The organism is Skermanella sp. TT6, from assembly GCF_016653635.2.
Lineage (GTDB): Bacteria > Pseudomonadota > Alphaproteobacteria > Azospirillales > Azospirillaceae > Skermanella > Skermanella cutis.
Genome location: NZ_CP067420.1, coordinates 5096117 through 5116035, shown reverse-complemented (window position 1 = coordinate 5116035; position 19919 = coordinate 5096117). Strand labels below are relative to the sequence as shown.

At 66.8% G+C, this 19919-nt stretch carries 21 protein-coding genes; 14 read left to right on the top strand and 7 right to left on the bottom strand.

The window, feature by feature from the left end; genetic code table 11:
• Positions 1-99 precede the first annotated feature (99 nt).
• On the top strand, positions 100-720 hold the full coding sequence (locus tag IGS68_RS23860) for a glutathione S-transferase family protein (RefSeq protein WP_247881049.1): 621 nt from the start codon (positions 100-102) through the stop codon (positions 718-720).
• Between the two features lie 32 nt (positions 721-752).
• Complete coding sequence (locus IGS68_RS23855; RefSeq protein ID WP_247881048.1) at positions 753-1160, top strand: VOC family protein; 408 nt, start codon at positions 753-755, stop codon at positions 1158-1160.
• Between the two features lie 19 nt (positions 1161-1179).
• On the opposite strand, the gene IGS68_RS23850 is transcribed toward IGS68_RS23855, so the two are convergent.
• On the bottom strand, positions 1180-1839 hold the full coding sequence (locus IGS68_RS23850) for a glutathione S-transferase family protein (protein ID WP_201074687.1): 660 nt from the start codon (positions 1837-1839) through the stop codon (positions 1180-1182).
• Positions 1840-2087: 248 nt separating this feature from the next.
• On the opposite strand from IGS68_RS23850, the gene IGS68_RS23845 reads away from it, so the two are divergent.
• The 3 genes from IGS68_RS23845 to IGS68_RS23835 all read left to right on the top strand — a co-directional run bounded on the left by IGS68_RS23845 (position 2088) and on the right by IGS68_RS23835 (position 5978).
• On the top strand, positions 2088-3305 hold the full coding sequence (locus IGS68_RS23845) for a polyhydroxyalkanoate depolymerase (protein ID WP_201074685.1): 1218 nt from the start codon (positions 2088-2090) through the stop codon (positions 3303-3305).
• Between the two features lie 140 nt (positions 3306-3445).
• Complete coding sequence (gene ettA / locus IGS68_RS23840; protein ID WP_201074683.1) at positions 3446-5128, top strand: energy-dependent translational throttle protein EttA; 1683 nt, start codon at positions 3446-3448, stop codon at positions 5126-5128.
• Positions 5129-5249: 121 nt separating this feature from the next.
• Positions 5250-5978 (top strand): hypothetical protein, encoded by a 729-nt coding sequence (locus IGS68_RS23835; RefSeq protein ID WP_201074681.1) that lies wholly within the window; start codon positions 5250-5252, stop codon positions 5976-5978.
• A gap of 16 nt (positions 5979-5994) precedes the next feature.
• Here IGS68_RS23835 and IGS68_RS23830 read toward each other — a convergent pair whose 3' ends face one another.
• Positions 5995-6609, bottom strand: coding sequence for a glutathione S-transferase family protein (locus IGS68_RS23830; protein WP_201074679.1), 615 nt, complete (start codon positions 6607-6609; stop codon positions 5995-5997).
• A 158-nt stretch (positions 6610-6767) separates the two neighbouring features.
• Between IGS68_RS23830 and IGS68_RS23825 the strand changes: the two genes are divergently transcribed.
• From IGS68_RS23825 to IGS68_RS23815, 3 genes are all read left to right on the top strand, one after another.
• A complete protein-coding gene (locus tag IGS68_RS23825; protein ID WP_247881047.1) occupies positions 6768-7253 on the top strand; it encodes a PaaI family thioesterase in 486 nt (161 codons plus the stop codon).
• Positions 7254-7429: 176 nt separating this feature from the next.
• Positions 7430-8932, top strand: a complete 1503-nt coding sequence (locus IGS68_RS23820) for a S8 family peptidase (RefSeq protein WP_201074677.1) — start codon at positions 7430-7432, stop codon at positions 8930-8932.
• Between the two features lie 191 nt (positions 8933-9123).
• Positions 9124-9453, top strand: coding sequence for a hypothetical protein (locus IGS68_RS23815; protein ID WP_201074675.1), 330 nt, complete (start codon positions 9124-9126; stop codon positions 9451-9453).
• Positions 9454-9526: 73 nt separating this feature from the next.
• Here IGS68_RS23815 and hemB read toward each other — a convergent pair whose 3' ends face one another.
• The 3 genes from hemB to IGS68_RS23800 form a co-directional block, all read right to left on the bottom strand.
• Complete coding sequence (hemB, locus tag IGS68_RS23810; protein WP_247881422.1) at positions 9527-10504, bottom strand: porphobilinogen synthase; 978 nt, start codon at positions 10502-10504, stop codon at positions 9527-9529.
• A gap of 192 nt (positions 10505-10696) precedes the next feature.
• Entirely contained in the window at positions 10697-11548 is an 852-nt protein-coding gene (locus IGS68_RS23805) for a metallophosphoesterase family protein (RefSeq protein ID WP_201074673.1), read from the bottom strand.
• Between the two features lie 20 nt (positions 11549-11568).
• The gene (locus tag IGS68_RS23800; RefSeq protein ID WP_201074671.1) at positions 11569-12555 is read right to left on the bottom strand and encodes a diacylglycerol/lipid kinase family protein; all 987 of its coding nucleotides are present in this window, start codon (positions 12553-12555) and stop codon (positions 11569-11571) included.
• 219 nt (positions 12556-12774) lie between these two features.
• On the opposite strand from IGS68_RS23800, the gene IGS68_RS23795 reads away from it, so the two are divergent.
• From IGS68_RS23795 to IGS68_RS23780, 4 genes are all read left to right on the top strand, one after another.
• Positions 12775-13914 (top strand): isobutyryl-CoA dehydrogenase, encoded by a 1140-nt coding sequence (locus IGS68_RS23795; protein ID WP_201074669.1) that lies wholly within the window; start codon positions 12775-12777, stop codon positions 13912-13914.
• A 64-nt stretch (positions 13915-13978) separates the two neighbouring features.
• Complete coding sequence (locus tag IGS68_RS23790) at positions 13979-15118, top strand: enoyl-CoA hydratase/isomerase family protein (RefSeq protein WP_201074667.1); 1140 nt, start codon at positions 13979-13981, stop codon at positions 15116-15118.
• Between the two features lie 44 nt (positions 15119-15162).
• On the top strand, positions 15163-16053 hold the full coding sequence (gene mmsB / locus IGS68_RS23785) for a 3-hydroxyisobutyrate dehydrogenase (RefSeq protein ID WP_201074664.1): 891 nt from the start codon (positions 15163-15165) through the stop codon (positions 16051-16053).
• A gap of 74 nt (positions 16054-16127) precedes the next feature.
• Positions 16128-16601: a MarR family winged helix-turn-helix transcriptional regulator gene (locus IGS68_RS23780; protein WP_201081626.1), complete on the top strand. Its 474-nt coding sequence runs from the start codon at positions 16128-16130 to the stop codon at positions 16599-16601.
• A gap of 131 nt (positions 16602-16732) precedes the next feature.
• On the opposite strand, the gene IGS68_RS23775 is transcribed toward IGS68_RS23780, so the two are convergent.
• Positions 16733-17971 (bottom strand): acyl-CoA dehydrogenase, encoded by a 1239-nt coding sequence (locus tag IGS68_RS23775; RefSeq protein WP_201074655.1) that lies wholly within the window; start codon positions 17969-17971, stop codon positions 16733-16735.
• Between the two features lie 139 nt (positions 17972-18110).
• Between IGS68_RS23775 and IGS68_RS23770 the strand changes: the two genes are divergently transcribed.
• On the top strand, positions 18111-18314 hold the full coding sequence (locus tag IGS68_RS23770) for a DUF6898 family protein (protein ID WP_201074653.1): 204 nt from the start codon (positions 18111-18113) through the stop codon (positions 18312-18314).
• A 194-nt stretch (positions 18315-18508) separates the two neighbouring features.
• On the opposite strand, the gene IGS68_RS23765 is transcribed toward IGS68_RS23770, so the two are convergent.
• Entirely contained in the window at positions 18509-18952 is a 444-nt protein-coding gene (locus IGS68_RS23765) for a Ros/MucR family transcriptional regulator (protein WP_037454989.1), read from the bottom strand.
• A gap of 524 nt (positions 18953-19476) precedes the next feature.
• Here IGS68_RS23765 and rpiB point away from each other — a divergent pair.
• Positions 19477-19911 (top strand): ribose 5-phosphate isomerase B, encoded by a 435-nt coding sequence (gene rpiB, locus IGS68_RS23760; RefSeq protein ID WP_201074652.1) that lies wholly within the window; start codon positions 19477-19479, stop codon positions 19909-19911.
• The last annotated feature ends 8 nt before the right edge of the window (positions 19912-19919 follow it).

Here is a 19919-nt window from a genome sequence, read left to right as displayed (position 1 = left end):
GCCTGACAGGAGCATTCCGGCGCGGCTGGACAGGATATGAATGTTCACGTATTGTTCTTGTCGTTGGATGTCTTTCGAACCTTATGGGAGGCGAGGGCCATGACTGTGATGAAGCTGTACTGGACGCCGCGGACGCGGTCGATGCGGGCGCTCTGGCTGCTGGAGGAGGCGGGCTGCGCGTACGAGCGGATCCTGGTCGACCTGTCCACCGGGGCCCAGTCCGCTCCGGACTACCGCCGGATCAATCCCATGGCCAAGGTCCCGGCGCTGGTGGACGGGGACGCCGTCGTGGCCGAGTCGGCGGCGATCTGCGCCTACGTGGCCGACCGCTTTCCCGAAGCCGGCTTGGCGCCGCCGGTCGGCGACCCGGCGCGCGGCCGCTATCTGCAATGGCTGTTCTTCTCCGCCGGTTGCGTGGACCCCGCCTTCAGCGAGCGGATGAACGGCTGGACGACCGACAGCGCCGCGACGGGTTGGGGCAGCTTCGACCGGGTCTTCGCGGTCCTGGAAGAGGCGCTGGACGGTGTGAAGGCGCGGGGCGGCTGGATCCTGGGCGAGCGCTTCTCCGCCGCCGACGTGCTGCTCGGCATCGACCTGCATTACGGGAAGGACATCATCGGCCTCGTGCCGCGCCGTCCCGCGTTCGAGGACTATGTCGCGCGCTGCCTGGACCGCCCGGCCTTCCAGCGCGCGCTGGCGATCGACGCGGCGGGCGCGTGATGGCCGGCTCTTCCAGGCCCGGGATCGGCAGCGTGGTCCCCTGCTTGCGCTATCGCGATGCTCCCGCCGCGATCGACTGGCTGTGCGATGCCTTCGGCTTCGAGCGGCACGCGGTCTATCCGAACGGCGACGGCACCATCGCCCATGCCGAGATTTCCACCGGCCGGACCGGCGGCCGGGGCATGGTCATGCTCGGTTCGGCGGTCGAGAGCGACTATGGGGCCTTGATGCGCCAGCCGGACGAACTGGGCGGCGCCAACACCCAGGGCATCTATGTGGTGGTGGAGGATATCGACGCGCATTACGCGCGCGCCAGGGCGGCCGGCGCGCGGATCGCCATCGACATCAGGGACCAGGACTATGGCGGCAGGGACTATACCTGCCGCGACCCCGAGGGCCATGTCTGGACCTTCGGGAACTACGATCTCTGGGCGGAGTGACGGCTGGGGCGCGGAGTTCTCAGAACTCCGCGTCCAGCTCCGGCAGCTCGTCGGGTTCCATCCTCGCCGCCTCGAACCATTCGGCCATGTCGGGCAGCGACAGGATATTGGCGCAGTAATCCGAACAAGCCTTGTCCAGCTTTACATCATAGGTCTGGAAGCGGGTGGTCACCGGCGCGTACATCGCGTCGGCCATGGTCGGCATGGCGCCGAACAGGTAGGGACCGCCGTATTTTCCCAGGCAGTCGCGCCAGATGTCGGCGATCCGCTCGATGTCGGCGAGCGCCCCCGCCCATACCTTGAAGCCGGGATAGTGCCGCTTCAGGTTCATCGGCAGGGCCGAGCGCAGCCCGGCGAAGCCCGAATGCATCTCCCCGCAGATCGAGCGGCAATGGGCGCGGGCGCCCGGATCCTCGGGCAGCAGGCCCTTGCCCGCGGGCCTGATCTCGTTGAGGTATTCGCCGATCGCCAGCGTGTCCCACACCGAGTTGCCGCCATGGATCAGGCAGGGGACCAGGATCGACGGCGACAGCAGCAGGATCTCCGCCTTGGCCGAGGAGTCGTCGAGCGAGATGATCCGCTCCTCGAATTTCAGCCCCGACATCCGTGCCAGGAGCCAGCCCCGGAGCGACCACGAGGAATAGTTCTTGCTGCTGATGACGAGGGTGGCGTCGGCCATGGCTGGGATCCCTTCCGGGCGGGGTGCCGTTCGATGCCCCAAGGATTGCGTGCGCGGCGCTTGCAAGTCCAGAAGAAACGCTGTTGCTTGAAGGGGCTTTTGCCTATCATTTCGTATAGGCGAGGGCAGGGGTCTGGGCGCGATTATTTCTTGGGCGGGCTGCCGAGTTCTTGTGCAATCACGTTTTCGGCGAGCTTTTCGTTCGTTCTAAAATAAAGCACTCCACTCAGCGGATCGGGTGAACGCGTATGATTTACCAGCTGTACCAGCACCAGTCCGACATCCTCGATCCGCTGCGCTGGATGGCGAGGAGTTCCAGCGCCGTCTTCGGCCATCCCTGGCCGGGCATCGGCACCGGCGCCGTGGCGCGGCGGCTGTCGGCGGCGCTGGAGGTGCTGTCCTGCATGGGAACCACCCATGACCGCCCCGATTTCGGCATCCGCTCGGTCACCGTGGGCCACCGGGAGGTCGGCGTGACCGAGGAGGTGGTCCGCCGCACCCCGTTCTGCTCGCTGGTCCGCTTCCGCAAGGATATCCAGGTGCAGGAGCCGAGGGTCCTGGTGGTGGCGCCCATGTCCGGCCACTTCGCGACCCTGCTGCGCGGCACCTGCCAGACCATGCTGGCCGAGCACGACGTCTACATCACCGACTGGCACAATGCCCGCGACGTGCCGCTGTCGGAAGGCCGGTTCGACTTCGACTCCTATGTCGACCACCTGATCGGGTTCTTCCAGTTCCTGGGGCGCGACTGCCACGTGGTGGCGGTCTGCCAGCCCTCGGTCGCGGTGCTGGCGGCGGTCGCGGTGATGGCCCAGTCCGACAACCAGTCCCAGCCGCGCAGCATGACCCTGATGGCCGGCCCGATCGACACCCGCGTCAGCCCGACCAAGGTCAACGAGCTGGCCATGTCCAAGCCGATCGAGTGGTTCGAGGAGAAGATGATCTCGACCGTGCCGCTTCGCCATGCCGGCGCCCTGCGGCGGGTCTATCCGGGGTTCGTGCAGCTGGCCGCCTTCATGCAGATGAACCTGGAGCGCCACGTCAAGGCGTACCGCGACATGTACGAGCATCTGGTCGCCGGGGAGGAGGAGAAGGCCCGCGCGATCCGCACCTTCTACGACGAGTACCTGGCCGTGATGGACCTGCCGGCCGAGTTCTTCCTGCAGACCGTCCGGCTGATCTTCCAGGAGCACGCGCTGCCGCTGGGCACGCTGGAGTGGCACGGCCAACGGGTCGAGCCGGCCGCGATCCGCCGCACCGCCCTGTTCACCGTCGAGGGCGAGAACGACGACATCTGCTCGGTCGGCCAGACGCTGGCGGCCCAGGATCTCTGCACCGGGCTGCGCCCGCACCTGAAGCACCATCATCTCCAGGCCGGGGCCGGCCATTACGGCGTGTTCAACGGCCGGCGCTGGTCGGGACAGGTCTATCCCATGCTGCGCATGATCATCCAGGCCAACGACTGAGTCGCGCGAACCTCCCCGGCGGCGAGTCAAACCTCGCCAATCCCCGCGCCTTGCGCTACATAAGGCGCAACATCGACGGGAGGCCGTTGCGGTGGCGTCCCGTCGCACCCTGATCCACGTGAATTTGGTCGGAGAGACGCATGGCGTCCTATCAATACGTCTTTGTCATGAAGGGGCTGACCAAGATCTACCCCGGCGGCAAGAAGGTGCTGGATAACGTCTGGCTGTCTTTCTACCCCGGAGCCAAGATCGGCGTGCTCGGCGCGAACGGCGCCGGCAAGTCCACGCTGATGAAGATCATGGCCGGCATGGACAAGGACTTCAACGGCGAGGCCTGGACCGCGGAGGGAGCCACCGTCGGCTACCTGTCGCAGGAGCCGCAGCTGGACGAGTCCAAGACCGTGCAGGAGAACGTCATGGAGGCCCTGGCGGGCACCAAGGCGCTGCTCGACCGGTTCGAGGAGGTCAGCATGAAGCTCGGCGAGGTCGAGGACCCCGACGAGATGACCGCGCTGATCGACGAACAGGCCGAGCTGCAGGAGAAGATCGAGGCGGCCGACGCCTGGGACCTCCAGCGCACGGTCGAGATCGCGATGGACGCGCTGCGCTGCCCGCCGCCCGACAGCGAGGTCACCAAGCTTTCCGGCGGCGAGCGCCGGCGCGTGGCGCTGTGCAAGCTGCTGCTCCAGAAGCCCGACTTGCTGCTGCTCGACGAGCCGACCAACCATCTCGACGCCGAGTCCGTCGCCTGGCTGGAGAAGTTCCTGGAGGACTACAAGGGCACCGTCGTCCTGGTCACCCACGACCGCTACTTCCTCGACAACGTCACCGGCTGGATCCTAGAGCTGGACCGCGGCCAGGGCATCCCCTACGAGGGCAACTACTCCGCCTGGCTGGAGCAGAAGCAGAAGCGGCTGGAGCAGGAATCCAAGACCGAGGCCAACCGCCAGAAGACCCTGGCGCGCGAGCTGGAGTGGATCCGGCAGTCGCCCAAGGCCCGCCAGACCAAGAGCAAGGCGCGTATCTCCGCCTACGAGACGATGCTGGCGGAGAGCGGCAAGGCGCAAGGCGCCGACGCCCAGATCATCATCCCGACCCCGCCCCGGCTGGGCGGCGTGGTGATCGACGCCGAGAACATCGCCAAGGGCTTCGGCGACCGGCTGCTGTTCGAGAACCTGAGCTTCCGCCTGCCGCCCGGCGGCATCGTCGGCGTGATCGGCCCCAACGGCGCCGGCAAGACCACGCTGTTCCGCCTGATCACCGGCCAGGACCAGCCCGACGAGGGCAGCTTCAAGGTCGGCGACACCGTCAAGCTGGGCTATGTCGACCAGAGCCGCGACACGCTGGCCCCGAACAAGACGGTGTGGGAGGAGGTCTCCGACGGGCTGGACGTGATCGAGCTGGGCAAGCGCTCGATGCCGAGCCGGGCCTATGTCGCCGCCTTCAACTTCAAGGGCAGCGACCAGCAGAAGAAGGTCGGCCAGCTCTCCGGCGGCGAGCGCAACCGCGTCCACCTGGCGAAGATGCTGAAGTCCGGCGCCAACGTCCTGCTGCTCGACGAGCCGACCAACGACCTGGACGTCGATACGCTGCGGGCGCTGGAAGACGCGCTGGAAGGCTTCCCCGGCTGCGCCGTGGTGATCAGCCACGATCGCTGGTTCCTGGACCGCATCGCGACCCACATCCTGGCCTTCGAGGGCGAGAGCCACGTCGAATGGTTCGAGGGCAACTACCAGGACTACGAGGCGGACCGCAAGCGCCGCCTGGGCCACGAGGCCGACCAGCCGCACCGCATCAAGTACAAGCCGCTGGTGCGGGCGTAACGGGAACACGCCTCCGCCGATCACCCATAAGGCCGTGATCGGCGGAGATCGCCGCTTTTCCATGAACCTTGGACCCGATCCGGAGTTGTAGAGAGACCGCCAGCCAGATCGGGTTCTCGACATGACTTCGCGCAGACCGCTTTCGCCTCCCAAAGCAGCGGACTGGCCGGACGAGGAGTTCCCCCGTTTCAAACGGCCCGTCGGTGCCGCCGCCCAACCCTCCGGGCCGGCGGAACCGACTCCGGCGCGCAGGCCGCCGCCCGCGCCGCCGCGCCGCGCCGGGCGCTTCGCCCTGGGATTTCTGGCGGGCTTCCTGTTGGCGGGAATCGGGCTGGGCTTCGCGACCTATGTGCTGATCGTCGACGTGCTGAGTCCCGCCCGTCCGGCGGCGCCGGACGCGGTCGTCATCGAACCGGAGATACTGGGCGCCCCGCTGCCCCTGGGCGGGGAGGAAGCCTACGCGCCGCCGCCGGTGCCGCCGGCCGCGGAAGCTCCGCCGCCCGACCTTCCGCCGCCCGGACCGGCGGACCCGACGCCGCTGAGCGGCGCCCGCCTGTTCGTGCATCATTACGCCACCCCGCCGCTCGCGACGGTCGCCGCCGACGTGGTCGGGGCCTTGCGCTCCGAAGGGCTGACCGTCATCGATACGCGGACCGTCCGGAGCAGCGTCTCCTCCGGCAACGTGCGCTATTTCTTCCCGGAGGACCGGGACGCGGCGGCGAGCCTCGCCGAGCGGCTCGGCGGACTCTATGGCGAGCGGTTCGGAGGGCAGGATTTCCGGGTCATCGACTTCACCCATTACGATCCGAAGCCGCGGGAGCGCACGATCGAGATCTGGCTGCCCGGATGACCGGCCGTGTCCTGGATCAGCGTCCCGGAACCTCGGTGATCGCCACGTGCCCGGGACGCGCGGCCACGCGGCTCAGCCAAGCCAGCACCGACGGGTAGGGCTCCAGGTCGAAGCCGCCCTCGTGGGCGACATGGGTATAGGCGTAGAGCGCGATGTCGGCGACGGTGTAGGTATCGGCGACGAAGAACCGGTTCAGCGCCAGATGGGCTTCCATCACGTCGAGCGCGGCGTAGCCGGCGATCCGCTTCTGGACCACGGATTCCTCGCGCCAGGGCGTCATCTCGACGCCGTGGGTCAGCCAGAAGCGGACGGTCGCGATGTTCGGCTCGTGGCTGTACTGCTCGAAGAACATCCATTGCAGCACCTGGGCGTGGCCGAACCGGTCGGCCGGAAGGTAAGCCGTGCCGTCCGCCAGGTAATGCAGGATGGCGTTCGATTCCGGCAGCAGCCGTCCGTCGTCCAGCTCCAGCAGGGGAATGCGGCCGTTCGGGTTCTTCGCCAGGAACTCCGGCGTGCGGGTCTCGGCCTTGTCGATGTCGAGCGGGATATACTCGTAGCCCTGCCCGAGCAGGGCCAGCATCAGCCTGACCTTGTACCCGTTGCCCGAGCAGGGATCGTCGTAGAGCCGCATGGTGCCTCCGGAAGCTGGGAGCGGTCGAACGTGCCCGCCGATGATAACCGATGGCCGCGAATTTCCAGTATGCCGCGAGCGCATGCTGTCGGGACGGGGGTGCGGCGCGTTACCCTCTGGTTTCCATCTTCCGGACACCGCGTACAGGTACCCAGCCCATGACGATGCCGCCAAACCCTCACGCAGAAGAGCCGAACGATCTGGAGCCGTTCGCCGATCCCCTGCTCGCGCCGGAGCAGCCGTCCGCCTTCCAGCGGACGATCCGCTACCGCCTGGCGGAATGGAAGCCCGACGAGGCGGTGCTGGTGCTGGACCTGCTGCCGCGCCACCTGAACCGCGGCGGCGTCGTCCATGGCGGCGTGCTCGCCACCCTGATCGACACCGTCGGCGGCTTCGCCGGCACCTTCTGCACCGTTCCGGGCAACAAGCGCGGCACCGTCACCCTGTCTCTGACCACCAGCTTCCTGGGGCAGGCCAGCGGCGGCACGCTCCGCGCGGTCGGCCGCCGGCGCGGCGGCGGCCGCAAGATCTTCATGGCAAGCTGCGAGGTCTTCGACGCCGAGGGCAACCTGATCGCCATGGGCGAGGGCACCTACCGCTACCGAAGCGGCAGCGAGAACCCGGAGGGCGTGCCGGTCGGGTGACCGGCTTCGTTAGAGTCGGCAATTTGCAGCAGGACAATTTTACCGCATCTTTCTCAGGATATTTATATTGATTTCGTGGCATATCCGTGGGAACAAACTACCTTAAGAGGAAGCTGGGCGGAGCTTACGGGCTGCCCGCGACCGCCCTGCGGGAATTTCTGTTCAATGGTGCGACGATGAGCGAAGCGATCTCTGATTATGACCCGCAGTCGGGAGATGGATGCGAGCTCATCATAACCTTGAACCAAGAGCCGCCCGAGACACCTTGGTCGCAACATATGCCGGCCGATGCCCTCATGTCCGGATTAACGCATCAGGACATTGCGGCCAAATTCGGGATCCGGTTCCGCAGACTGTTCGGCAGGGCGGACGGATCCCGCGGGGACGCGCCGGCTGACCGGTGGTTCGACGCCGAGCGGTCCGCCGTTTCGAGGCTGGAGGCTTTCTTCGCGGCGGAACCCCTCGGCGGACGGATGGGCCGAAGACAGTTGGAGGAGATCGCGGAGCGTTTGGCCGCATGCCCGGAGATCGCCGCAGCCTACGTCAAGCCCCCTGCTGCTCCGGCCACGCTGCTGGGGACCCCGGACATAGGGCGGGTCGATCCGGGCCTCAAGGGCAAAGTCCCGTCAGGCCCTATGCCGTCGGGGGTATCCGATTTCAGGAGGCTCCAGTCCTACCTGGAACCGGCTCCCGGAGGTGTCGATGCGTTCCACGCTTGGTCCCTGCCGGGCGGGCGTGGCGAGAAGGTGCGGATCATTGATGTCGAGGGTGGCTGGCAGTTCACCCATGAAGCCTTGAGAGCGGGGTCGGTCGGATTGCAGCGTGGGTCTTTGACAGATCCCTCATGGCGGAATCATGGCACGGCGGTTCTGGCGCTGCTTGGTGGTTCCCATGGCGTCATGGGCGTGGCGCCCGGCTGCCAGTTCGGCGGCGTCTCCATCTTTCGGGAGAATGGCGGGGTTGGAAGCGCCGAGGCCATCTATGGCGCGGCGGCGAAGTTAGAGCCGGGTGACATCATCCTTATCGAGATACACCGGCCGGGACCCGGCCAACAATTCTCGGTGATGTCCAACCAGAGCGGATACATCGCCACGGAATGGTGGGACGATGATTTCACCGCGATCCGCAAGGTAGTGGACGACGGCATCATCGTCGTCGCCGTGGCAGGCAATGGGGGAGAGAATCTTGATGATCCCCTTTACGACAGCGCGATGCCGGGCTTTCCTCACCAGTGGCGCAATCCTTTCCGTCGTGGTGCCCGCGACTCGGGTGCGATCCTCGTCGGCGCGGGAGCGCCGCCCTGCGGCAGTCACGGCCCCAACTGCTCGCGCCTGGGCTTTTCGAACTACGGAAGCGCCGTCGATGCGCAGGGCTGGGGACGTGAGGTGGTCACCGCCGGGTACGGGGACCTCCAGGGCGGAGCGGACGAGGATCGATGGTATACGGGAAGATTCAGCGGTACCTCGAGCGCCGCCGCGATGGTCGCCGGCGTGCTGGCCTGTATCCAGGGCATCCGGCGGGCCGCCGGACTTACCCCGTTGAACCCGGGTCAGGCGCGCGACCTGCTTCGGGCCAGCGGGACTCCGCAGGCAGGGGCTCCCGGTAAGCCGGCTGCTGAACGGATCGGCAGTCGGCCCGATCTGAAGGCTTTGACCGCGCTGGCGCTGTCATTCGCCTGATGCGCGAAGTATCGCTCGGCGTCAGCCCTTTTGGCTCGCTTGACTCTCGCTAAAGATAGTTGTCTCGCTGCTTGGAAGGTGTGTTATGGTGACTCCCCCATACCGACTAACCGTCGCGCGGGTCCCGCTTGCGGCGCGAGTCTCGGTTCATGGGGCGGGTTGAGAATAACCTGTCTTGTCGGAGGGTGCGTATGGAGATTGTTCTTACCGTGACGCCCGAGGCCGCGCGCTGGCTGCGTGAAGGCAACGTCAAGGAGAATGAGGAAGCCCAGCGCATCTCCAGAACCGTCCGGTCGCTCGGCGTCAGGCTGGTTCCCATGCATAAGCATATCCGAGGGCGGGATGGCGGGCTCTCCACCTTCTTCATCATCGAGGGCGCGAAGCCCTGGCAGGTCGAGGCGATCACCGGCAAATTGCGCGGCATGAAGGCCGTTACGGGCGCTTACGCAAAGCCGGATGCAGCACCTGCTGCCGGGTTGGTATCCACGCCGCTCAGCCGGGTCGGCTTCAGCCCGCGGTAACGTCATCCCCTGCGATGGCCGCAGGCATGCGCCGGATCAGGGTTCCCGCGCATGCCTGTACAGCCGGAACAGGTCACCCCCGCATCTGGCGCAGCAGCTTGGCGGCCTCGATCGCCGAATAGGTCAGGATCGCGTCGGCCCCTGCGCGCTTGAAGCCCAGCAGGGTTTCCATCACGACCTTGTCGTTGTCCAGCCAGCTGTTGGCCGTGGCGGCCTTCAGCATCGCGTACTCGCCGCTGACCTGATAGACGAAGGTCGGGACCGAGAAGGTCTGCTTCACCCGGGACACGATGTCCAGGTAGGGCATGCCCGGCTTGACCATGACCATGTCGGCGCCTTCCTGGAGGTCGAGCGCCACCTCGCGGAGGGCCTCGTCGGTGTTGGCCGGGTCCATCTGGTAGGTGCGCTTGTCGCCCTTCAGCAGCCCGCCGGAGTTCAGCGCGTCGCGGAACGGGCCGTAGAAGGCCGAGGCGTACTTGGCGGCGTAGGAGCAGATGCGGACGAGTTGGTGGTTGCGCGCGTCCAGCGCGTCGCGGATCGCGCCGATCCTGCCGTCCATCATGTCGGACGGTGCCAGGATGTCGATGCCGGCGTCGGCCTGGGCCAGCGCCTGGGCGACCAGCACCTCCACCGTCTCGTCGTTCAGGATCACGCCGTCGCGCACCAGCCCGTCGTGGCCGTGGCTGGTATAGGGGTCGAGCGCCACGTCGCCGATCAGGCCCAGGTCGGGGAACTGGCCCTTGAGCGTGCGGATCGTGCGGCACATCAGGTTGTCGGGGTTGGCGGCCTCGGCGCCGTCCGGGGTCTTCAGCTCGTTCGGCGTGACCGGGAACAGGGCCACCGCGGGGATGCCCAGCTCCACGGCCTGCGCCACGTGGCCGACCAGCAGGTCCAGCGACAGGCGCTCCACGCCGGGCATCGAGGCCACCGGCTCGCGCCGGTTCTCGCCGTCGAGCGAGAACACCGGCAGGATCAGGTCGTCGGTGCTCAGCCGGTTCTCGGCGACCAGCCGGCGGGTCCAGGCATCCGCGCGGTTGCGGCGCGGCCTCATGCGCAGGCTCAGCTGGCGGGTCGCGGCGGCTTCGGTCTGCGGCAGTTCGGCGGGCCGGGGCGGCTGCCGGTTGAACATCTTGGTGAACATCGGACCTGGGACTCGGGCTTGGAACGGGGGGCTTGGAACTCGGAGTCGGCGCCCGGTATCGCGGCAAAAGGCTTGCCGGCTCCGGCGGGGACTGTACGCCGTTCAGGACGCCGGGCTCAATCCCGGATCTTGCGCCTGAAGCTCCCAGCGGTGTCCCCGCTTCACATATTGGCTCTTCAGCCCCGGCGTGAAACGGGCGCCCTCCCACGATCGCACCAGGAAAGTCACCCTGGCGTCCTCGCCGGTCCCCTCGATGGTGATGAAATTGTACGCGTTCGGCTCGTTCCGCAGCCGGGTCGAGGTGGCCGTCGAGGCCTGCGCCACCAGGATCGAGCGCGCCACCTTCGTGTGGTGGCTCATGATGTCGCCGCTGTACGCCCGGTGCAGGTGCCCGGCCAGCATCAGGTCGACGCCGGCCTCCTCCAGCCGGCGCAGGGCCTCGCGGGCGCGGCCGACCAGCCTGGTCTCCGGCGCGTCGGGCGGCGGCAGGAACGGGTGGTGGGTGAAGAAGATCTTGAACCGGTCCGGTCCGGCGGCGTGGAGCACCTCCTGCATGCGCTTCATCTGGGCGCGGTTGATCCGGCCTTCGGCGAAATCCAGGATCCACGACCTCACCGTGTTGATGCCGACCGCCACCAGCTCGTCGTCCTGGTGGATCGGGCACAGGTCCTCGCTGATGTAGCGCTTGTAGTTGCGGTAGGGGTCGGTGAACCGGCCGAGGATGTTGAAGTTCGGTATGTCGTGGTTGCCCGGGATCACCATGTAGGGCATCGGCAGCCGGTCCAGGAAGGCGCGCGCCTCGCGGAATTGGTTCCGCCGCGCCCGCTGGGTCAGGTCGCCGCTGATGATCGCCAGGGACGGCTTCTGCTCGGCCAGATCCTCGGCCAGGGCCTCGACCACCCGGGGATCGATGCGGCCGAAATGCAGGTCGGAGATGTGGGCGACGGTGCGCATGGTCTGATCCCGGCGCCGGTTCAGGCGCTTTCCTTCCGCGCGACATTGGCCCGCGCGGTCCCGGTCGCCTCGGCCAGGCGCTCCCCGGGGGACGCCGCCCGCACGCCCGACTCCTCGGACGGGACCAGCATCCTCAGCCCGCCGGCCAGCATCCGGTAGTGCAGGGGAGGCTTCATGCGGTGGACCTCGCCGTCGTTGGCGACCTTCAGGGCGCTGCGGCGGCTCTTCACGGTGAATTCGGTCAGGTGCATCACCTCCAGCTCGGCGTCGCGCTGCCAGGTGCCGAGCACCAGGGCGACCATCATCCGGGCCATCCGCAGCGGCTGGCGGTGCTTGGCGACGTAGAGCGCCAGCTCGCCGGTGTCCAGGTGGGAGCGCTTGAGGAAGGAACCGAACCCCTCGTCATAGGGGTTGTTGGCGACCGCCAGGATCGGCGTGGTGATCCGCCGGGTTCCCCTGTCGGTCTCCAGCCGGACGCGCAGCAGCGGATAGCGCTTCAGCGCCTTGCACATGGCGATCGCCATGGCGGGCCACTTGCTGAGCCCGCGCTCCTCCCGGACCTCCTCGCGCTCCTGGACCATCAGCGGATAGAGGCCCAGCACGGAGTGGTTGAGGAAGACGGTGCCGTTGACGTCGCCGACATCCATCGGCTTGATCCGGCCGTGCGCCAGCAGCGGCACCGCCTCGGCTATGTCGAGGGGAATGCCCAGGTCCTTGGCGTAGAGGTTGAGCGTGCCGAGCGGCAGGATGCCCAGCGCCTTGTCGGTGCCCATCAGCTTGCCGGCCGCCGTGGCCACCGTGCCGTCGCCGCCGCCGACGACGACCACCTCGGCGTCCGACGCCGCGGCCTGGTCGATCGCGGCCACGATCTCCGGGCCGGACGCGGCCGTGACCGTGGCGATGTGCCCGGCCTCCTCGAACAAACGCTTCACCTCGCTGACCGACTCTTCGATCGGCTGGCCCACCAGCGATCCGGCGGCGCCATTGAGGACCACGGAGATTTTCATGTGACGGGTTCCACTTCGGAACGGCTTGAAAAGGGAGAATATCCACGCACCTGGGGTTCAACACGGGTGCCGGTCCGGTGTTCCAGGGGGCCCGGCGCGCCGCGCATTCCCGCCCCGCGCTCCGCCGGGGTGCGCCTCGATTGACAGTCATTCCGCCGGCTTTATCATCCGGTCCGAACAAACGGGGCATCCGGATAAACGGGAGGAAGCAAGGCCGCCATGAATTTCGACCTCACCGAGGACCAGCGCGCGTTCCAGGAAACCGCCCGCGGTTTCGCCGACGAGCACATGGCGCCCCATGCCGCCGAGTGGGACGAGCACCAGGTCTTCCCGACGGAGACCTTGCGCCGCGCCGCGGAACTGGGCTTCGCCGGGATCTATTGCCGCGAGGAGTTCGGCGGCTCGGGCCTGTCGCGGCTGGACGCCGCCGTGATCTTCGAGGAGCTGGCGGCCGGCTGCGTGTCCACCTCGGCCTATATCTCGATCCACAACATGGCCTCCTGGATGATCGACAGTTTCGGCGACGAGTCCCAGCGCGCCCGCTGGCTGCCGAAGCTGACATCCATGGAGCATTTCGCCAGCTACTGCCTGACCGAGCCGGGCGCCGGCTCCGACGCCGGGTCGCTCAAGACCCGGGCGGAGCGCGACGGCGACCACTACGTGCTGAACGGGACCAAGGCCTTCATCTCCGGCGGCGGCGTGTCCGACGTCTATGTCGCCATGGTCCGCACCGGCGAGCCGGGTCCCAAGGGGATCTCCTGCATCGTGGTCGAGAAGGGGACGCCGGGGCTCTCCTTCGGCAAGAAGGAGAAGAAGCTGGGCTGGAACAGCCAGCCGACCGCGGCGGTGATCTTCGAGGACTGCCGCGTTCCGGTCGCCAACCGGCTGGGGGCGGAGGGCGAGGGCTTCAGGATCGCCATGAAGGGGCTGGACGGCGGCCGGCTCAACATCTCGGCCTGCTCGCTGGGGGGAGCGCGCGCCTGCCTGGACCTGGCGCGCGACCACATGACCGTACGGACCCAGTTCGGCCGCAAGCTGGCAGATTTCCAGGCGCTCCAGTTCCGGCTGGCCGACATGGCGACCGACCTGGAGGCCGCCCGGCTGATGGTCCATCGCGGCGCCGCGAAGTTGGATGACGGCGACTCCGAAGCCACGCTATATTGCGCGATGGCGAAACGCTTCGCGACCGATGCCGGCTTCAGGATTTGCAACGAAGCCTTGCAGCTTCACGGTGGCTACGGCTACATCAAGGAGTATCCGGTGGAGCGCTATCTGCGCGACGTCCGCGTGCACCAGATCCTGGAGGGCACCAACGAAATCATGCGCCTGATCATTGCCCGCCGCCTGCTCTCGGCCTGACCTCCTCTCCTGATCGGACCCGCTTTTCCGATCGGACGCCTGCCAACGACCAAGAACGGACGCCATGACCGATACAGCGAATTCCCCATCCGGAGCCGGGAGCACTCCGGAGAACGGGCCGGACTCCAGGCACGAGATCACCTTCGAGCGGCGGGGCGCCATCGCCGTCGTGACGCTCGACAGGCCCAAGGCGCTGAACGCGCTGACCCTGGGCATGATCCGGGAATTCGATCCCCGCCTCGCCGGCTGGGCCGGGGACCCCGCCGTCAAGGCTATCGTGGTGCAGGGCGCCGGAGACCGCGCCTTCTGCGCCGGCGGCGATGTCCGCGCCGTGGCGGATGCCGGACGGGCGCTCAAGGAAGGGCGCGCGGGCGGCGATCTTGCCAGCGATTTCTTCCGCGAGGAATATGTCCTCAACCGCAGGATCCACGCCCTGTCCAAGCCCTACGTGGCGCTGCTCGACGGCATCACCATGGGCGGCGGCGTCGGGATCTCCGTGCCGGGCTCGCACCGGGTGGTGACCGAGAGGACCCTGTTCGCCATGCCGGAGACCGGCATCGGCCTGTTCCCCGACGTCGGCGGAAGCTGGTACCTGCCGCGCTGCCCGGGCGAGATCGGGACGTACCTGGCGCTGACCGGTGCCCGGTTGCACGCCGCCGACACGCTCTATGCCGGGCTCGCCACCCATTACCTGCCGAGCGCCGCCGTGGGCGGCCTGGTCGACGCGCTGGCCGGCGCCGACTGGTCGGGCGACGGGCGGGCCGTGGTGGACGAAGCCCTGGCCGCCGCGGCCGGCGGGTCGGCCGGAGAGCCGCCGCTCGCGGCCCATCGCGAGGCGATAGACCGCTGCTTCCGCTTTGATTCGGTTGAAGAGATTTGTGCCGCCCTGGAAAAGGACGGAACAGATTGGGCGGTGTCCACGTTGAAAAATTTGAGCCAGATGTCTCCGACAAGCCTCAAGGTCACCTTGCGGCAGGTCAGGCTCGGAAAGAACCTGTCATTCGATGATGCGATGATCATGGAGTACAGGATGAGTCAGGCATTCATCCGGGGGGATGACTTCTACGAAGGGATCCGCGCCTTGCTGGTCGACAAGGATCGTTCGCCCAGGTGGCGTCCGGCCACCCTGGCCGAGGTCGGCGCGGCCGACGTGGAGCGTCACTTCGCGCCGCTCGGCGACCGCGATCTCGGCTTCGCCGACTGACATGAAGCGCCTGGATCATATGACAAGACGGGGAGGCATCTGAAATGGCGACGGTAGCGTTCATCGGCCTGGGCAACATGGGACTGCCGATGGCCCTCAATCTCGTGAAGGCGGGGCACGAGGTCATCGGGTTCGATGTGTCCGCTTCCAACCTGGAAGGACTGACGGCGGCGGGCGGCACCGGCGCCGCCAGCGCCGGCGAGGCCGCCGCCCGGGCGGACGCCGTCGTCACCATGCTGCCGGCGGGGCAGCATGTCCGGCAGGTCTACGCGGGCGAGGGCGGGGTGATCGCCTCGGCCAGGCCGGGAGCCCTGCTGATCGACTGCTCGACGATCGACGTGGACAGCGCGCGATCGGTCGCGGAGGCCGCGACCGCGGCGGGATTCGCCATGGTCGACGCGCCGGTATCGGGAGGCGTGGGCGGGGCCGCGGCCGGTACCCTGACCTTCATGGTCGGCGGGCCGGACGACGCTTTCGCCAGGGCGGAGCCGCTCCTGTCGCAGATGGGCAAGGCGGTGATCCACGCGGGCGGCCCCGGAACGGGCCAAGCCGCCAAGATCTGCAACAACATGGTCCTGGGAATCTCGATGATCGCCGTGGGCGAAGCTTTCGTCCTCGCCGAAAAGCTTGGCTTGGACCACCAAAAATTGTTTGATATCAGTTCCAAATCATCCGGACAGTGCTGGTCCCTGACCACGTACTGCCCGGTGCCGGGACCCGTACCCACCTCGCCGGCCAATCGGGACTACCAGCCCGGTTTCACGGCGGAAATGATGCTGAAGGATCTCAAGCTTGCACAGCAGGCTGCCAATAATTCCGGAGCGGCGACGCCTTTGGGAGCCGAAGCGGCGGCGCTCTATACGGTGTTCGCCAATAACGGCAATGGCAAACTGGATTTTTCCGCGATTATAAAGATGCTTCGCGGAGCTTGTTGAGCTAACGTATTACTTGAAAGGCTACGGAGTCCTTGGCCTCGAGGAATTCCGGAACCGGGAGAATGGAGAACGCCGTGCGACAGCCCTACTATGACAGCATCCTCCTGATCGAGCGTCTGCATCGACACTTTCTGGAAGTGCTGAAGACCGAACTGGACCGTTTGGGAATCCAGGACATCAACAACGTCCAGAGCCTGATTCTCTACAACATCGGTGATGACGAGCTGACCGTCGGCGAACTGACCGCGCGGGGCTATTACCTGGGCTCGAACGTGTCATACAACGTGAAGAAGATGGTCGAGAACGGCTATCTGGGCCAGGAGCGCTCGCCCCACGACCGCCGGTCGGTCCGGGTCCGCCTGTCCGACAAGGGCCTCGATCTTCGCGACAAGATCAGCAACATGTTCGAGCGCCAGATCAAGGCGCTGGACAAGGCCGGCCTCAGCGACGAGGAGCTGATCAAGGCGAACGAGACCATGCGCAAGCTGGAGCGTTTCTGGTCATCGTCGCTGGATTACAGCGGCTATCCGGTCACATCCGCCGCCTGACCCGGGCGGCCCGGTTCGCACGCCGACGTGCCGGGCTGCCCGAGGGGCGGCCCGGCACGTCGGCGTGCCGCTTCTCCGCCGGCGCTCCCGCGGCGTCCGCGGGGTGAACCGGATCACCCCGCGGCCCTGGGTCAGCCGAAGGCCTGGATGCCGGTCTGGGCTCGGCCCAGGATGAGGGCGTGGATGTCGTGGGTGCCCTCGTAGGTGTTGACCGCCTCCAGGTTCATGACGTGGCGGATCACGTGGTACTCGTCCGAGATGCCGTTGCCGCCCAGCATGTCGCGGGCGACCCGGGCGACGTCGAGCGCCTTGCCGCAGTTGTTGCGCTTCATCAGGCTGATCGCCTCCGGCGGGGCGCGGTGTTCGTCCTTCAGCCGGCCCAGCCGCAGCGCCGCGTGCAGGCCCAGCGTGATCTCCGTCTGCATGTCGGCCAGCTTCTTCTGGATCAGCTGGTTGGCCGCCAGCGGCCGGCCGAACATCCGGCGTTCCAGCACGTAGTCGCGCGCCTGGTGCCAGCAGAACTCCGCCGCTCCCATGGCGCCCCAGGAGATGCCGTAGCGCGCGTTGTTCAGGCAGCCGAACGGACCCTTCAGCCCCTTGACGTTGGGCAGCAGGTTCTCGTCGGGAACGAACACCTCGTCCATCGCGATGCCGCCGGTGATCGAGGCGCGCAGGCTGAACTTGCCCTCGATCTTGGGCGCGCTCAGCCCCTTCATGCCCTTCTCCAGCACGAAGCCGCGGATCTCGCCGGCGTCGTCCTTGGCCCACACCACGAACACGTCGGCGATCGGCGAGTTGGTGATCCACTGCTTGGAGCCGCTGACCGAGTAGCCGCCGTCGACCTTGCGCGCCCGGGTCTTCATGGAGCCGGGATCGGAGCCGGCGTCCGGCTCGGTCAGGCCGAAGCAGCCCACCCACTCGCCGCTGGCGAGTTTCGGCAGGTACTTTTGCCGCTGCTCCTCGGTGCCGTAGGCGTGGATCGGGTGCATGACCAGCGACGACTGGACCGACATGGCGGAGCGGTAGCCCGAGTCCACCCGCTCGACCTCCCGGGCGATCAGGCCGTAGCTGACATAGCCGACCCCGGCGCAGCCGTAGCCCTCGATGGTCGGCCCGAGCAGGCCGAGCGCGCCCATCTCGGTCATGATCTCGCGGTGGAAGTGCTCGTGACGGTTCGCCTCCAGCACGCGCGTCATCAGCTTGTCCCGGCAATAGCTCCGCGCGCTGTCGCGGACCATGCGCTCTTCCTCGGAAAGCTCCTCCTCCAGCAGCAAGGGGTCTTCCCACTGGAAGCGGGCGGCCTGCGCCGACGTCCCGGTTTCCTCGCCTCTTGCCGCATCGGTTGCTGCGACGATCGGGTTTGCGGTCATTGTTGATTCTCCGACTCGAACTCCAGGCGACGGAAAAGGCGCGCCTGGCACTGGGGGAATTTACCGAATCGAAACGCCCGCGGCACTATCCACCTGGACCGAAGCGCTCGATTACCGGATATGGGAAGGGGAAACTGTGATGGCCAAGCCACCCGGGCGCGAGGTCCTCCTGGAGTTCCAGCGCGTCGGCATGTACATGAAGGCGATCGCGATGGATCCGGAAACGCTGACCGAGGTGACCGTGCTCGGCCCGCTGACACACAGCCAGGAAATGCTTCGCCGGACCGCCGTGGCCAAACTGGAATATGTCCTGGCGAAGAAGGCGTCGACTCCGCCGCGTTGATCGCGTCCTCGGCCTGCGAAACGAAAACGGACAGGCAGGCGGATTCCCCATCCGGCCTGCCTGTCCGGCAGTCAGTTCATACCTGTCGACCTGTCAGAACGCCGGGCAGGCTTCCGATGACCTCCGGCTCCCCGGGTCCGGCACCCTTGCTCCCGTACGGGAGCAAGGGTGCCGGACCCGGGGAGCGACGGAAATCAGGACGCCTTGCGCCGGGTCTGGCGACCGGAAGAGCGGCCGAGGCCGATCTTCTTCGCGAATTCGGACCGTTGGGCAGCGTAGTTCGGCGCCACCATAGGGTAGTCCGGCGGCAGGTTCCACTTCGCGCGGTACTCGTCCGGGGTCATGCCATAGGTGGACCGGAGGTGCCGCTTCAACATCTTCAACTTCTTGCCATCTTCCAGGCAAACGATGTATTCGGGCGTCACCGACTTGCGGATCGGCACGGCGGGCTTCTGCGGTTCGGCCTGAACCTCCCGCGGCTGGCCGTTCAGGCCGGTCAGCGAGGAGAATACCGTATTGATGACTTCCGGGATTTGGGTCGCCGGAAGCACATTCTTGCTGACGTAGGCGGATACTATGTCCGCCGTCATCCTCAGAATGGCACCATCCGGCGCGTCGTGTTCAAGCTGGTCACTCATGCCCAGTATCCTGATTATTCATTGTGTTCGATGCTCTTCAAGTCGCACATGGGGATTTGGGTGTCAATAAAATTTCCGCAAGTGGTTCAAAGGTTATTTTGACTCTGCCCAGGTTTTCATCCACACGGCAAGATTGGAAACCGCTAGTTCGCGGGGCGGATTGAGGAGCGGGCAGCATTAAAGATATTTTAGTGGTGCCGGAATGGCATTTCAGCTCCGATCTCCACCCGGCACTTGGCCACGAATTCGAGGCTGGAAGCGAGAACAGCGCTTTTGCTTCAGAAGCATAGTTTGTTCGGGTGCATGGCCGATACGCGCTGAGCGCATGGCTTGCCGCGGCGTGCGCCCCGTGCAGGTCTGCCCGGCAGCGTCGCCCGGTGCGATTCTGGCATGCCGCGCCGATATCTGGTAGTGTCGCGCAAGTAATGCCCCTATGGCCAGCTTTCGGAGGGGAACGCGCGGGGCCGAGGCTTCCCGCCGGGCCACGAGGGTTCCGTTGGGTCTCCGGAAATGGGTTTGGTTCGATGTCTAAACAGAAACTCGTCATTGCGTCCGATCACGCCGGCTTCGACTTCAAGGCTTCGTTGAAGGACTCGCTCGCCGGCCAAGGCTACGAGGTGATCGACCTCGGCGCCCACAGCACCGAGTCAGTGGACTACCCCGACATCGCCGCGGCCCTCGCCGGGGCCATCAGGGACGGGTCCGCCGACCGCGGAATCCTGATCTGCGGGACCGGCATCGGCATCAGCATCGCCGCCAACCGGCATGCCGGCATCCGCGCCGCCCTGTGCCACGACACGACGGGCGCCAGGCTTTCCCGGCAGCACAACGACGCCAATGTCCTCGTCATGGGCGCCCGGGTGACCGGGATCGAGGTCGCGAAGGACTGCGTCGCGACCTTCCTCGCCACGCCGTTCGAAGGCGGCCGCCACAGCCGCCGCGTTGACAAGATGGGCTGAACCGGCCT

Coding starts and splice junctions, on each gene's coding strand:
- IGS68_RS23860 (WP_247881049.1), top strand. CDS start 100: ATGACTGTGATGAAGCTGTACTGGACGCCGCGGACGCGGTCGATGCGG.
- IGS68_RS23850 (WP_201074687.1), bottom strand. CDS start 1,839: ATGGCCGACGCCACCCTCGTCATCAGCAGCAAGAACTATTCCTCGTGG.
- IGS68_RS23845 (WP_201074685.1), top strand. CDS start 2,088: ATGATTTACCAGCTGTACCAGCACCAGTCCGACATCCTCGATCCGCTG.
- ettA (WP_201074683.1), top strand. CDS start 3,446: ATGGCGTCCTATCAATACGTCTTTGTCATGAAGGGGCTGACCAAGATC.
- IGS68_RS23835 (WP_201074681.1), top strand. CDS start 5,250: ATGACTTCGCGCAGACCGCTTTCGCCTCCCAAAGCAGCGGACTGGCCG.
- IGS68_RS23830 (WP_201074679.1), bottom strand. CDS start 6,609: ATGCGGCTCTACGACGATCCCTGCTCGGGCAACGGGTACAAGGTCAGG.
- IGS68_RS23825 (WP_247881047.1), top strand. CDS start 6,768: ATGACGATGCCGCCAAACCCTCACGCAGAAGAGCCGAACGATCTGGAG.
- IGS68_RS23820 (WP_201074677.1), top strand. CDS start 7,430: ATGAGCGAAGCGATCTCTGATTATGACCCGCAGTCGGGAGATGGATGC.
- IGS68_RS23815 (WP_201074675.1), top strand. CDS start 9,124: ATGGAGATTGTTCTTACCGTGACGCCCGAGGCCGCGCGCTGGCTGCGT.
- hemB (WP_247881422.1), bottom strand. CDS start 10,504: ATGAGGCCGCGCCGCAACCGCGCGGATGCCTGGACCCGCCGGCTGGTC.
- IGS68_RS23805 (WP_201074673.1), bottom strand. CDS start 11,548: ATGCGCACCGTCGCCCACATCTCCGACCTGCATTTCGGCCGCATCGAT.
- IGS68_RS23800 (WP_201074671.1), bottom strand. CDS start 12,555: ATGAAAATCTCCGTGGTCCTCAATGGCGCCGCCGGATCGCTGGTGGGC.
- IGS68_RS23795 (WP_201074669.1), top strand. CDS start 12,775: ATGAATTTCGACCTCACCGAGGACCAGCGCGCGTTCCAGGAAACCGCC.
- IGS68_RS23790 (WP_201074667.1), top strand. CDS start 13,979: ATGACCGATACAGCGAATTCCCCATCCGGAGCCGGGAGCACTCCGGAG.
- mmsB (WP_201074664.1), top strand. CDS start 15,163: ATGGCGACGGTAGCGTTCATCGGCCTGGGCAACATGGGACTGCCGATG.
- IGS68_RS23775 (WP_201074655.1), bottom strand. CDS start 17,971: ATGACCGCAAACCCGATCGTCGCAGCAACCGATGCGGCAAGAGGCGAG.
- IGS68_RS23770 (WP_201074653.1), top strand. CDS start 18,111: ATGGCCAAGCCACCCGGGCGCGAGGTCCTCCTGGAGTTCCAGCGCGTC.
- IGS68_RS23765 (WP_037454989.1), bottom strand. CDS start 18,952: ATGAGTGACCAGCTTGAACACGACGCGCCGGATGGTGCCATTCTGAGG.
- rpiB (WP_201074652.1), top strand. CDS start 19,477: ATGTCTAAACAGAAACTCGTCATTGCGTCCGATCACGCCGGCTTCGAC.